Annotated in this window: 12 protein-coding genes; 5 read left to right on the top strand and 7 right to left on the bottom strand. The window is 65.3% G+C overall.

Annotated features, from left to right (window positions below):
• Positions 1–21 precede the first annotated feature (21 nt).
• From ASE22_RS14200 to ASE22_RS14190, 3 genes are read right to left on the bottom strand one after another with little or no spacing between them, the layout of a single operon-like run.
• Complete coding sequence (locus tag ASE22_RS14200) at positions 22–642, bottom strand: flavin reductase family protein (RefSeq protein WP_056360539.1); 621 nt, start codon at positions 640–642, stop codon at positions 22–24.
• Entirely contained in the window at positions 635–1,936 is a 1,302-nt protein-coding gene (locus ASE22_RS14195; RefSeq protein ID WP_056360536.1) for a spinster family MFS transporter, read from the bottom strand. Before ASE22_RS14195 ends, ASE22_RS14200 begins: the two co-directional genes overlap by 8 nt.
• Positions 1,933–2,757, bottom strand: a complete 825-nt coding sequence (locus ASE22_RS14190; RefSeq protein ID WP_162248216.1) for an alpha/beta fold hydrolase — start codon at positions 2,755–2,757, stop codon at positions 1,933–1,935. The genes ASE22_RS14195 and ASE22_RS14190 overlap by 4 nt, the downstream gene beginning before the upstream one ends.
• A gap of 232 nt (positions 2,758–2,989) precedes the next feature.
• On the opposite strand from ASE22_RS14190, the gene ASE22_RS14185 reads away from it, so the two are divergent.
• The 5 genes from ASE22_RS14185 to ASE22_RS14165 are packed head-to-tail and all read left to right on the top strand — an operon-like array spanning position 2,990 to position 7,053.
• A complete protein-coding gene (locus ASE22_RS14185) occupies positions 2,990–3,925 on the top strand; it encodes a 3-keto-5-aminohexanoate cleavage protein (protein ID WP_056361275.1) in 936 nt (311 codons plus the stop codon).
• The gene (locus tag ASE22_RS14180; RefSeq protein WP_056360530.1) at positions 3,912–4,733 is read left to right on the top strand and encodes an SDR family NAD(P)-dependent oxidoreductase; all 822 of its coding nucleotides are present in this window, start codon (positions 3,912–3,914) and stop codon (positions 4,731–4,733) included. The genes ASE22_RS14185 and ASE22_RS14180 overlap by 14 nt, the downstream gene beginning before the upstream one ends.
• Positions 4,734–4,757: 24 nt before the next feature.
• Positions 4,758–5,537, top strand: coding sequence for a hypothetical protein (locus ASE22_RS14175; RefSeq protein ID WP_056360527.1), 780 nt, complete (start codon positions 4,758–4,760; stop codon positions 5,535–5,537).
• Between the two features lie 12 nt (positions 5,538–5,549).
• A complete protein-coding gene (locus ASE22_RS14170) occupies positions 5,550–6,560 on the top strand; it encodes a fumarylacetoacetate hydrolase family protein (RefSeq protein WP_056360526.1) in 1,011 nt (336 codons plus the stop codon).
• A gap of 1 nt (position 6,561) precedes the next feature.
• Positions 6,562–7,053: a nuclear transport factor 2 family protein gene (locus ASE22_RS14165; RefSeq protein WP_056360523.1), complete on the top strand. Its 492-nt coding sequence runs from the start codon at positions 6,562–6,564 to the stop codon at positions 7,051–7,053.
• Positions 7,054–7,071: 18 nt separating this feature from the next.
• Here ASE22_RS14165 and ASE22_RS14160 read toward each other — a convergent pair whose 3' ends face one another.
• The 4 genes from ASE22_RS14160 to ASE22_RS14145 all read right to left on the bottom strand — a co-directional run bounded on the left by ASE22_RS14160 (position 7,072) and on the right by ASE22_RS14145 (position 13,305).
• Positions 7,072–8,079: a cyclase family protein gene (locus tag ASE22_RS14160; protein WP_056360521.1), complete on the bottom strand. Its 1,008-nt coding sequence runs from the start codon at positions 8,077–8,079 to the stop codon at positions 7,072–7,074.
• Positions 8,080–8,093: 14 nt separating this feature from the next.
• Positions 8,094–9,785 (bottom strand): N-acyl-D-amino-acid deacylase family protein, encoded by a 1,692-nt coding sequence (locus ASE22_RS14155; RefSeq protein ID WP_056360518.1) that lies wholly within the window; start codon positions 9,783–9,785, stop codon positions 8,094–8,096.
• Positions 9,786–9,800: 15 nt separating this feature from the next.
• On the bottom strand, positions 9,801–11,021 hold the full coding sequence (locus ASE22_RS14150; RefSeq protein ID WP_056360515.1) for a cytochrome P450: 1,221 nt from the start codon (positions 11,019–11,021) through the stop codon (positions 9,801–9,803).
• Between the two features lie 154 nt (positions 11,022–11,175).
• Positions 11,176–13,305 (bottom strand): PQQ-dependent dehydrogenase, methanol/ethanol family, encoded by a 2,130-nt coding sequence (locus ASE22_RS14145; RefSeq protein ID WP_056360512.1) that lies wholly within the window; start codon positions 13,303–13,305, stop codon positions 11,176–11,178.

Below are 13,305 nucleotides of genomic sequence, written 5' to 3'. Positions count from 1 at the left end.
ACATGTTTTGCGTCCCTGCAATCAAGGGGGCGAACCCGGCCGGATCATTTCAAACATCTGAGAAACCTCGAAATAATCACCACGATATCCGCAACGTCCGATCGCCTTGGCCGCCAACGCATCGTAACGACCATCGCGCAAGGCGTGGGCGGCGATGTGAACCCCGACAATCTGCCCCTTGATCAGCCGGGTCGCCGTCGGCGCGCCGTCTATGTCCACCATCCGATCGATGCCGATCAGTCGGCATTCGAGCGATGCTGGCGCCCCGGCGACGCGGGGCGCGCGCACCAGCCGGCTGGGCGCGAGCGCGATTCCCGCCTCCGCCGCCTCGCTGCTGCCTTCCGGATAGGACAGCGAGGTCAGGTTCATCTGCTCCGCCATCGGACGCCCGACGCTGTTGACCACAAACTCGCCCGTGGCATCGATGTTGGCGACCGTATCCTTCCAGCCGTCGCTGCCGATTACCAGCATCGGCGGCCGTTCGCTGATCATGTTGAAGAAACTGTAGGGCGCGAGATTGACGACGCCCGCGGCCGACACCGTCGAGACCCAAGCGATCGGACGCGGTGCGATGATCGCGCGCAGCGGGCTCGCGATCAGGTCATGGCCGTCCTCTACCGCATAGAAATAGGGATCAGCCATCCGCCAATGTGCCTTCGTGGCAGGCGCTCACGCGCGCTAGGCCAGCATCCACCGACCGCGAGCCGAGAACATAATGCAGGCTCGCCCACAGGCTCAGCATCGACACGATCAGAATCGAATATTTGAGCGAATGCGCCCCGCCGATGACGTCGCTAAGGCCGCCGACCAGCAACGGCCCGAATCCGAAGCTCAACAGGTTCGTGGCCACCTGAAGCGCCGACATGGAAACGCCGCGCATCGGCGAGGCCGAAAGGCTGAGCACCAGGCTGTAGGCCGGACCGAAATGGGCATTGAGGAACATCGCCAGCACCATCATCGCGACAACGGCGCCGGTCGTACCGTTCGACAGGACCATGGCGGCCGTGATCGGTCCCACGCACAGCGCGACGAGGGCCGGAGCCAACGCCAGCCGGGCCGGTCGCCCGCGGGTCAGCTTGTCGGCGAGCGAACCGCCGAGAGCCGATCCGATCGAACCGAACAGGCCCGCGCCGATCCCGACCATCAACCCGGCACCCTTGATGTCGAAGCCATGCTCCCGGATCAGGAACGAGGCGATCCAGACGAGGAAGGACGACAGCACCAGGTTCGAAATGATCATGCCTACGCTGATGTGCAGCAGGGCGGCCTGCCGGCGCGCGAAGCGCCAGGCCTGTCCGGCGCCCATCGGTGGCGGCGGGGTATCGGCTGCCATGTCCATGGCACCGCGCTTCGGTTCGCGCATGGTCAGCACCATGAGCAACGCGAGCAGCAAGCCCGGCACGCCCGCGACCCAGAAGGCCGCCCGCCAGCCATAATGGGCCGCGACCACGCCACCGATAATGAAGCTGCCCCCGGTGCCGAAGGCGACGCTGAGGTAATAGAGGCTGACCGCGGTCGCGCGCCGGTTGGGCGCGAACATGTCAGAGATCATCGACAGGGCCGAGGGGCTTGCGCCGGCCTCGGCCATGCCGACGCACATCCGCGCCACCAGGATCATCGTGTAGCTGCGCGCGAACCCGACCAGGATGGTGAAGCCGCTCCAGATCGTCAGGACCGTCGCGAGCAGGTTGCGCCGATTGATCCGGTCGATCAGCAACCCGATCGGGATGCCGACGATCGCGAAGGGAATCGCATAGGCGAGACCGCTCAGGAAGCCGATCTGGCTGTCGTTCAGATCGAACTCATGCTTCAGCGGTTCGATCACGATCGAGATGACGGTCCTGTCGATGAAATGGCAGGTATAGGCCAGGGTGAGAATGAAAAGCGGATACAGCCCCGCCCGGATGCTGCCCGCAGGCGCCGTTTTCGCGATCATGCCGACACTCTACCCGGCTCCTGCCGACAATCCAGGAAAGCGCGCAAAACTGCGGCGGACGACCGCGCGTGCGAAACCGGCAGCCCGTGACGGGCATGGGCGAATATCTGCAGTCGGGCGTTTGGCACCAGCGCAGCCAACGCACAGGTCACTCCCACCGGGATGAAAGGACTGTGATCGCCCTGGAGCAGCAGCACCGGCGCCGCGATCTTCGGAAGGTCGGGCGAAAGATCGACTTCCACCAGCGCTGCGACGGTATCGAGGAATATGCTGGGCGACAGATCGGCCTGTTGCGCCTCGTACCACCGGGCCACCCGAGCATCGAGCGCGCCTGCGGGAAAGCGTTTCGGCATCATGGCGCGGGACCAGCCGACCATGCCCTGTTCGGCAATATAGTTGCGAAACGGCTCGATCGACTCGATCGCCTCGCCGCGATGCGCAGCGTTACTGGCGGTCAGGGTCAGCAGCCGTTCGGGATGCGAGATGCCGAGCATCAGCCCGATCGTTCCACCCACCGACTCCCCGACGAAATGGAAGCGATCGAGCCCGGCGGCGTCGGCAACGGCGATGCTGTCGTCGCACAACATACCGAAGCTGACCGGCTGATCCTCTGCCCCCTTCTTCGACCCATGATGCCCCCGCAGATCGAAGCGGACGATGCGGTAGCGATCGACCAGTGCGGGCAGCCATTCGGCCCACGCCGCAGCTCCTGATCCGAGGCCGTGGTTGAACAGGATCGTCTCGGGCTCCTCCACCCAAGGAGCAACGAGGTCGATAACTTCATAATGTAGTTCGCAACCATGCGAGACCGTCGTCGGCATCTGGCGCCCTCTCGGCTGGCGGCCGGAATGCCGCCTCTTCCGAAAAATCCTAGGAGCCGCGTGACACGCGGCCAAAGGTGCATTTCTGCAAAAGCACATCGCAAGACAACCGACTGCCCAGCGGCTCGTCGGCGACTACAAAACATGTTTGCGAAAATGAACTATGGCGGTCGGAAAGGCCGCCCCGCATCACGACGCCACCGAATGGCAGATTGACAGGGAATGCAGACGGATGGCGAAGGCGGAACACAAGGCGATCATTACCTGCGCGGTAACGGGCTCGATCCATACCCCGTCCATGTCGCCGTATCTCCCAATCACGCCCGACCAGATCGCGGCGGAGGCGGTCGCCGCCGCCGAGGCCGGGGCGGCGATGCTCCATCTGCACGCACGCGACCCCGAAACGGGCCGACCCGACCAGTCACCGGCGCTGTTCCGGCAGTTCTTGCCGCGCATCAAGCAGCAGAGCGACGCGATCATCAACATCACCACCGGTGGCGGACTCGGCATGACGCTCGACGAGCGGCTGGCAGCGGCAAAATGGGCCAAGCCCGAGATCGCGTCGATGAACATGGGGTCGATCAACTTCAACATCGCCGATGCCGCGAGCCGGGTGGAAAGCTTCCAGCATGGTTGGGAGAAGCCCTATCTCGAAGGCACGCGCGATTTCATACTGTCGAACACCTTCGCGCAGATCGAGCGCGGCATCTCCGAACTCGGCGCTCAAGGCACGCGGTTCGAATTCGAATGCTATGATCTCGGCCATCTCTACAACCTCGCCTATTTCGTCGACCGCAAACTGATCGAGCCGCCCTTTTTCGTGCAGTGCGTGTTCGGGATCACCGGCGGGATGGGCGCCGATCCGAACAACGTGATGGTGATGAAGGCGACGGCCGACCGGCTGTTCGGCGATCAATATCTCTTCTCGGTGCTGGCGGCCGGACGGCACCAGCTTCCCTTCGTCACGCTCAGCGCGATCCTCGGCGGGTCCGTGCGCGTGGGGATGGAGGACAGCCTCTATATCGCGAAGGGCGAGCTCGCCCATTCCAATGCCGATCAGGTCCGCAAGATCCGCGGCATCCTCGAGGCGCTCAGTATCCCGATCGCGACGGCCGACGAAGCCCGCACGATGCTCGCAACCAAAGGAGGGGACAATGTCGGTTTCTGATCGGCCAAACCGCACCATCTTGGTGACCGGTGCCGGCAGCGGGATCGGTCGTGCTGCCGCGGTAGCGCTCGCCGCTTCGGCGCGGGTCCGCGGCGAACGTCCCCGGCTCCTGCTCGTCGATCGGATCGAGGATGGACTGTCGGGCACGATCGAGGCGCTCGGCGAGAATGCGGGTGCAAGCGTCACCCTGATCGCCGATTTGGCCGAGGCCGATAGCGCCCGAGCGATCGCCGAAGCGGCCGACCGCCATTTCGATGGCCGGCTCGACGTGCTGGTAAACAACGCCGGGATGCTGGCCAATGCACCGCTCGAGTTGCTCGAAACCGATATGTGGGACCGCACCTTCGCGGTGAATGCACGCGCGGCCTGGCTGATCGCCCGCCATTGCCATCCGATGCTGAAAGCCGCGCAAGGCTGCATCGTCGCCACCGCTTCGCTGTCGGCGACCCAACCCACCCCGCCGCACGGCGCCTATAGTGCAAGCAAGGCCGCGCTGCTGATGCTGATCCGCCAAGCCGCCTATGAATGGGGACCAGACGGGATACGCTGCAACTGCGTGTCGCCGGGCATGATCCACACCGGCATGAGCGACGCCGTCTATTCCGACCCCGCCAAACGCGCCGAACGCGCGCGCCACATCCCGCTGCGGCGCATCGGTTCGCCCGAGGACGTCGCGCGGGTGATCGCCTTCCTGGCCAGCCCCGAGGCTGCCTACGTCACCGGCGTCGACATCGCCGTCGACGGCGGCGTCGCGACCGGCCTGATGCCCACATTGCGCGGCGCCTCCGTACCCGGCGGCGAGCGCTGACATCATAGAATGAGGAGAGATTGGATGCCCGAGGCCTTCCCCACCATCGTGCAGGATTTCGGCTATTCGCCGATCGCCCCCGCATTGTGGCGAACCGACACGGCAAGCGGCCTGGTCGAGCGCGACCTGAGCCTCGACCAGGCGAGCCATCAGGTGCTGCTGGGCCAGCATCTGCGCGCGGCCGGCGTGGTGACCCAATCGGACAGCCTGATCTCCGCCGACGCCCCCTTCGTCTTCCTGTTTGTGCTCGCCGGCCGGGTAACCCTCGCCCATGACGGCGGCGTCGCCCAGCTGAACCAGCTCGACGCCGCGACGCGCTACGGCACCGGTGGATCCGTCACGCTGGGCCTGTCGCAAGACGCCGAGATCATCCTGATGCAGGGCGCGAGCGGTGCCGACGAAGCCTTCGGCAGAGGCGGCAACGGCGAGTGGACCTTTAGCATCGAGGACGAGGACGTCTACATCTCCGGCGACGGCCCTCGGAAATTCTTCAAATATCGAGACCTCGGCGTCGCCGACGCCACCCAGCGCCGCATTCACATCCACATCGTCCGCGCGACCGAGCCGTCGGAAAGCGGTGGGACCGGCTGGCACTCGCACAGCATGGGCCAGCTTTTCTACGTGCTGCGCGGCTGGGCGGATCTCGCGGTGCAGAACCGGCCGTCGGTACGCATGCTGACCGGAGACGCCATGTGCCTGGGCGCGCGGATGAAACATGACGTACCGGCCTTCTCGCGGGACTATCTGGTCCTCGAAATGTGCATCCCCGCCGACTACGACACCGTCGACACCGTCGCGGACTGAGGGGAGCCTCCGATGAAACTCGCATCGCTCGTCCGGGGAGGTCGCGACGGCACGCTGGTCGTGGTAAGCCATGATCTCGGCCGGGCGGTCGAGGTGCCGGGCATCGCACCGACCCTGCAGGCGGCGATCGAGGATTGGGATCGTTGCGAACCGCTGCTCGACGCCGTCTATGACCGGCTCAACGAGGGCGGGCACCCCGACAGCTTCGCCTTCGATGAAGCCGAGGCCCATTCCCCCCTGCCCCGCGCCTATCTCTGGTGCGAGGCGAGCGTGTGGATTATCCACCTCGAACGCTGCCGCAAGTCAACAAACCGCGAATTGCCGGCCCAGCTTTATGAAGAGATCGGCATGTATCAGGGCGGCTCGGACAGCTTCGTGCCGCCGCATTCGCCGCTTTGGTGTTTCGACGATGACTGGGACGCCGATCTCGAAGCCGGCATCTGCGTCATCACCGACGACGTCCCGATGGGGGTGACGCCCGAGCAGGCCGCCGGACACATCAAGCTTGTGCTGCTGGTCAATGACTTCTCGCTGCGCCGCCTGCAGATTCCGGAAATGGCCAAGGGCCTGGGCGTGCTGATTTCGAAACCGGCCAACGCCTATTCGCCGGCGGCCGTATCGCCGAAGACGCTCGGTGCCGCCTGGCGCGATCACATGCTGGCGCGGCCGGTGGAGGTCAGCGTCCGGGGCGAACGCATCGGCAGCCCGCGCGGCGATCTCGACGCGCTGTTCCGCTTTCCGCAATTGATCGCCCACCTCGCCCGCACCCGCGACATAGAGGCGGGATCGATCATCGGCGCGGGTACCGTCGCCAATCGTGATCAAGCCGCCGGCTCGGCCTGCCTGATGGAGAAGCGTGCGATCGAGATTCTCGAACAGGGCGGCGCGCGGACGCCCTTCCTCAAATTCGGCGATCGCATCCGCATCGAATGCCACGACGAAGACGGCAGCTCGATCTTCGGCGCGATCGACCAGCAACTGACCTTCGCCGGCGACCGGCCGGTCGGAACCAAGGGAGAGTGAAATGATCGACCTCGAACGACAGGTCCGCTCATTGCTGGATCGCGAGACGATCCGCACCAAGCTGCACGACTATTCGCGGATCATCGATGCCTGGGACGTCGAGAAGCTGCGCGACTGTTTCACCGACGATGTCCGCGCGACCTACAATTATAACGAGATCGATGGGATCGAGGCGCTGGTCAACTATTTCAAGGCCTATCAATTCGCTCCCGCCTGTCAGGTGCAAAAGCTGCTCGCGCGATCCCACTTCATCGGCAACATGGACATCACGCTCGACGGCGACAGCGCGAAGAGCACCACCTATCTGCTCGCGTTGAACATCGCCGAGGACGACAGCCTGCATACGCGCTGCAATTATTATCACGACCAGTGGGTGCGCGGTGCCGATGGCGACTGGAAGATCCGCCACCGCCACCATGTCACCAACTGGCTGGCTCGCTCGGAGATCGAGATCGATCCCGACAATCATGCGCTGCGCAAAAGCGCGGCCTGATCCCTACATGATCGCGCCCTATTTGATCGCGGTGGCGTTGGCCGGGGAGCCCACGCCCCCGCGCAGATTGAGTGGCTTGATCGTCAGGAAACATTCCCACACGCCGTCGCGTGCGCAATCCTCGGCCAGCGCCTCGAGATTCCATAGCTCGCCCAGAACCAGACCCAGCATCGCGATCAGATTGGGATGCATCAGCCGGGGCTGCATATCGCCCGACACGCCCGGCACGCCCTTCAGCTCTTCGGCAAAGGGCGATGACGGATCGGGCGGGATCGCCTCGACGCCGGGATTGTCGGCCGCGATCACCGACACCCGTTTGTCCCACAGCCAGGCCAGCGTTTCGCGCGACTGAAGAAGCCCGGGAGAACATAGCCCCTTGTAGAAATTGCGACGTTCTTCGTCGTCGATGCCGTGGAAATAATGGTCGAGCCAGCCGGTGCGCAGCATGACGATGTCGCCGGGCCGGATTTCCACCCCCTGCGCCTTCGCCGCATCGTCCAGCGTCGAAACGGGTATCGGCTGGTTCGAACGCTGGTCGAGCGGCGTGCCGAGACGCCTGTAATGCCGGTCCAGATCGATCAGCACCCCGCGGCCGGCGATACCATGCTCGGCCCAGCGACCGACGCCGTTGCGTGCGCTGCCGACCTCGATCGCCCCATCCGGCGCGCCGTTATAGAAGCCGTGGATCGGGTGGCGCATATGCCGCAGCGAGTCGATCTGGGTGCCCGCCTGCAGGTAGAAGCCGTCGAGAAAATCGTCGCGGTGGTGCGGATTGTTCCCGAAGATGGTGTGGCTGCAGGTGCTGCGCTGGTGCGAGGTCGGCGGATCGAAGGCGTCGAGCGGGCAATCGAGATTGAACAACGCGCCGCGCCGGATGCAGGCGGCGGCGGCCTTGATCCGCTCGGGCGTCTGGAAATTGATCGTGCCCAGTTCGTCATCCGCGCCGAATAGGCCCCAGGAGGAGCCGGCCGGCGCATCGCTACGCGCCATCAGGCCGGCATAATCGGGTAAATCCGCTTCGTTCATCGGCCGTCCTCCGCTCAGTTGAACCGGTCGAGCACGCGGCCCGGCCCGCGACCGAGCGCCAACGCCTTGTCGCCGTCGGCCACCCGTACGCCGTTCACCCACAGGCCATGCACGCCATAAGGCTCGCGCACCATGCGGCTTGAACCGCCCGGCATGTCGGTACGCTGGACGAGCCCGCTCACCCCGACTGTCTTGGGATCGAGCAGCAGCAGGTCGGCATGGGCCCCTACGGCGACCCGGCCCCGATCGCGGATGCCATAGCGGTCGGCCGGCAGGCTGGTGAGGCGACGGACCGCGTCGGCCCATTCGAAATCGCCACGCTGACGTACCCAATGGCCTAGCATGTAGAGACCGTAGCCCGCGTCGCACAGGAAACCGAGATGCGCGCCGGCATCGGACAGGGCGATGATGCTCGCCTCATGAGCGAGCAGCGGGCGGACGCCTTCGTCGACGGCGTTGTAGAGCAGGCCGACGAAGGTGGTGTCGAGATCCTCATCCAGTGCCAGATCGAAGAAAGCGTCGATCGGATCGACGCTCCGCTCGGCCGCGATCTCGGCAACCGACCGGCCGCGAAGCCCCGCATTGCGATCGGTCGCCGGCACGCTGACCAGCACCCGCGCCCAATTGCCCGAGAAGGCGGCGGCGGGATCGGGATTGCGCAGCCCGTCGCGGAACGCCTCACGGAAGCTGGGATCGGCGTAGACCCGGCGCAGCTCGGCCGGATCGTTGACGTTGCGCACCGCGTTCAGCGCCGAATAGGTATAGAAGGGATAGGGATCGCGCGGGGTGAAATCCATCGACAGCGGCTGGCAGGAGACCTGCCCATAGACCGGATTGCCGCGGTCCATCGCCTCGCGACAGCGATCGAGCGTTGCCACCGCGCGGGCCGGCTGGCTTTCACTGTACAGCGTCATGCCGCCGCTCATCGAGACCGGGCGCCCAGACTGTTCGGCGATCGTCTCCAGGAAGTCGACCGTGGCGCGGGCGCCCGCGGCGATCTGGAAGATGCCGCAATTCTCTTCGCGAAGTACGTCCACGAGCGAGCGCAGTTCCTCTTCCTGGGCGATGGTCGACGGCATCGGCACGCCTCCATAGCCGCTGTGGTTGGGCGAGAAGGAGGAGGCGAAACCGATCGCGCCGGCGCGCATCGCCTCGCGCACGGTCTCGCGCATTCGGTGCAGTTCCTCGGCGGTCGGCAGGCACCGTTCGCTCGCCGCCTCGTTCATCGCGTCGAGCCGCACCGCCGAATGGCCGATCAGCACACCGATGTTGAGATAGGGGGACTGCGCCTCGACGAAGCGCCGATAGCTCGGATAGTCGGTATAGTCCCAGCGTATTCCCTGTCTGAGTGAGTCGAGGTCCATCCCTTCGACGACCGACAGATTCTTCATGATCGTCTCGTTGTGCGGCGGCGCACAGGGCACGATGCCGAAGCCGCAATTGCCCATCACAACGGTCGAGACGCCCAATGTGGACGAGGGCGAGAGCGTCGCATCCCAGCTGATCTGGGCGTCGTAATGGGTGTGGACGTCGACGAAGCCCGGGCAGAGATAGAGGCCGTCGGCATCGACCTGTTCGGCAGCATCGCCGGCGATGTCCCGGCCGATCGCGGTGATGCGGCCGTCCTTCACCGCCACGTCGCCCCGCTGCGGATCGTTGCCCAGCCCGTCGACGACAGTCGCGTTGCGGAAGATGATATCCTGCACCTTGGTCTCCGTGAATTACCGCGCGCCGGGCGCGTCGAACAGAACATGCAGCGGCCGGAAGGACCGCACGTAGAAACTCGCGAACCGCGGCGCCGGCTTAGTCGGATCGAGCCGAACGTTCGCCAGGCGATCCAGCACCATCGCCACCGCCTCGCGGATCTCGGACCGGGCGAGCGACGATCCGACGCAGGCGCGCGGGCCGGCGTTGAAGGCGAGATGGTCGCGCACCGCCGACCGATCGAGATCGAGCGCCCCCGGATCGGCGAACCGTTCCGGATCGCGGTTGGCGGCGGCGTTGATCGCGATCACCCGATCGTTACGGGCGATCGCCACACCACCCAGCTCGATATCCTGGTTGGCGAGACGGAAACGGTGCTGGACCGATCCATACAGGCGCATCACCTCCTCGACGAAGGCGGCCATCGCCTTGTCGCCACCCCCCGCGATCCGCGCCTTCAGTCCGTCCTCCGTCAGCAGGAGATAGATGGCATTGGCGATCGCATGGACGCTGGTGTCGCTGCCGCCCAGGAACAGTTCGCGGCAGATCGACAGCATGTCCTGGTCGCTGATGTCGTCGAACAGCGCGGGCGCCTCCGCCCAGAGGCGGCTGATCAGATCGTTGCCGGGCTGCTCGCGCCGCGCGCGGATCACCGGCAGCAGAAGTTCGTTCAGTTCCGATGCCGCGGCTTCGGCGGCGGCGGTGCTGGCCGCGTCCTTGGTGCCGCCGATCCAGTGCATGACGACGCCGTGTAGCCGCAGCATCGCATCGACCAGCGCATCGTCGCGCCAGTCCATGCCGAAGAGCGAGACGAGCACGCGCGGCGGCAACTGGTCCGCCAGTTCGAAAGCCAGATCGGCCGAGCCGCGCTCAGCGAACCGGTCGAACAGATAGTCGAGGATCGGCAGGACATGGTCGGCCGCGTAGCTCTTCACCGCGACAGGCGTGAACAGCTTGAAGAGATAGCGGTGCATCCGCCCATGCTCCTCGCCCTGCAGGATCGTGATGTTGCGACGACCGCCCTTGATGAAGGTCAGCGTCTCGTCCGCATCGGCATAGGGATGCCGGAACAGGTCCTCGCGAGATTCGACGAACTTGCACAGCTCGAAGGAGGTGACGAGCCAGCCCTGCATCTCCGGATCCCACACAACGCCCTGCGCGCGGCGGTCGTCATAGAAGGGATAGGGATCGACATCGACGGTCGCGAGCAGTGAATCCTGATGGGGTTGGTGCGACATGGGCTCCTCTGCGCTGCGCCGCCTCGATCCGGCGGCCGGTGATCCCACACCTAGTCCCCGTCGGCCGCGCCCGCATGTGGATTATATGCGAAGCGGCTTTGCACGCTTTGCGTCCCCCTCCCCCCTCGGACGGCGCGAAGCGCGGTACCCCGGCTCACCGTTTGGCGGCCGGAGTCTTAGGATCCTCGACCGGGTTGCGGGCAACCCAGCGCAGATAATGGCGCAGATTCTCCAGGTCCCGGTCGCTGAACTCGTCATAGACCGGCATGCCCTGTTCGAGCAGCGCGCCGTCATGCACGACCTGGCGGAAGGCATCGGCATCGAGCGGGATCTGCGACGCGCGCAGGTCCGGCGCGAAGCCCCCCGCGACGGCGCCAGCACCGTGGCACATCAGGCAGGTGCGCGCGTAGAGTACCCGGCCCGCCTGCGCCTTGCCGTCATCGACCGCGAAGGACGGCTCGAGCAACGGTGTCACTTGCTGCGGCGCGGGCAGATTCGCGGGTAGGCGCGCCTTGCCGTCGAGCCGGAAGGTCACCACGCGATTGGTGTGGACCCGCGACACCCAGCCGTGCTGCGCGGCGAGCGACCCCATATAGGCCGGGCCCGACGAACCCCAGCCCGCGACGACGGTGACATATTGATGCTTGCCTGCGCGATATGTGATCGGCGCGCCGTTGATCCCCATCTTCGCGTCGAACGACCAGAGCGGCTTCCCGCTGTCAGCGGCATAGGCGACGAACTTGCCGTCGGCCTGGCCCTGGAACAGCAGATTGCCGGCGGTCGTCATCGTGCCGCCGTTCCAGATGCCGGGGGTCGGACGCTCCCACACCTTACGCTGGTTGACCGGATCCCAGGCCTGGATCGTGCTCTTGCCCAGGCTGGCGGGGCCATCACTCAGATAATCCGAGACGCCCAGATTGACTTGGCCCTCGTTGAAGCGCCAGTGCTGCGGCTCGATCCCCTTGTCGCTGTAGAGCGCCATCAGCTCCATGGTGGGGATGTAGACCAGCCCGGTGCGCGGATTGAACGACTGCGGTTGCCAGCTATGCGCCCCGCTGGACGCCGGCCAGATCACGGCATCCTTGCCCTGGAAACGCGCATCCGGATCCTCGATCGGACGGCCGGTGGACAGGTCGATCGATTTGGCCCAGGTCGCCTTGCTAAACTTCTCGGCCGAGAGCAGCTTTCCGTCCTTGCGGTCGATCACATAGACGAAGCCGTTCTTCGGCGCATGGATCAGCACCTTGCGCCGCTGGCCGCCGATGGTCAGGTCAGCCAGGGTGATGTCCATCACCGAATTATAGTCCCAGGTGTTCCCGGGATTTTCCTGATAATGCCAGCGATATTTGCCGGTCTTCGCGTCGAGCGCCACGACCGAGGAGAGGAACAGATTGTCGCCGCCGCCCGGGCTGCGGATCTTCTGGTTCCACGGCGCACCGTTGCCGGTGCCGATATAGACGGTATCGAAATCGGGATCGTAGGTGATGGCGTTCCATGCTGTGCCGCCGCCGCCCATCTTCCACCATTCGCCGGTCCAGGTCTTGGCCGCCATCCGCTGGGCATCATCCTCGAAGCCCTTCGCCGGATCGCCGGGCACGGTGTAGAAGCGCCAGCGTTGCTTGCCGGTCTCGGCGTCATAGGCAGTGACATAGCCGCGGATCGGCGTGACGTCGGCGCCGGCTTGGCCGATGATCACCATACCGTCGAACACGCGCGGCGCACCGGTGATGGCGCTGCTGTCCTTGGGATCGAGCGTCATCGTGCTCCACACCGGCTCGCCGGTGCGGGCGTCAATCGCGATCAGGCGGCCGTCGGTCGTGCCGACATAGACCTTGCCCTTCCAGAAAGCGATGCCGCGCGGGCCCCAGCTGTGGCGCAGCTTGTGGCCGGCGACCTTCGCTGCTTCGGGATCATATTTCCACAACAGGCGGCCGGTGACGGCATCGACCGCATGGACGATGCTCTGGTCGACCACGAAATAGAGGACGCCGTCGACCGCCAACGGCACCGTCGCCGCGCTGTGGACACCCGGAAGCTCCATCGACCAGGCAAGCCCCAGCTTGCCGATCGTCCTGTCGTTGACCTCGGTCAGCGGGCTGTAATGCTGTTCCGAATGCGTGCGTCCATAGGCCGCCCAGTCGTTGCCATCCTGTTCGTCCGACAGCAGCGCATCGTCGACGGTGCGGCCGGCCTGGACGCCGGTCGCGACCGTTGGCGCCAGTGATCCCGCATAGATAAGAAGCGACAGCGTCGATGCGAAAGCCAGCAGCAAACCGCGCTTCAT

The sequence above is a fragment of the Sphingomonas sp. Root720 genome, assembly GCF_001428605.1.
In the GTDB taxonomy this organism is placed as follows: domain Bacteria; phylum Pseudomonadota; class Alphaproteobacteria; order Sphingomonadales; family Sphingomonadaceae; genus Rhizorhabdus.
The sequence above is the reverse complement of the archived record's forward strand: the minus strand, read 5'-3'. Positions and strand labels throughout refer to the sequence as shown.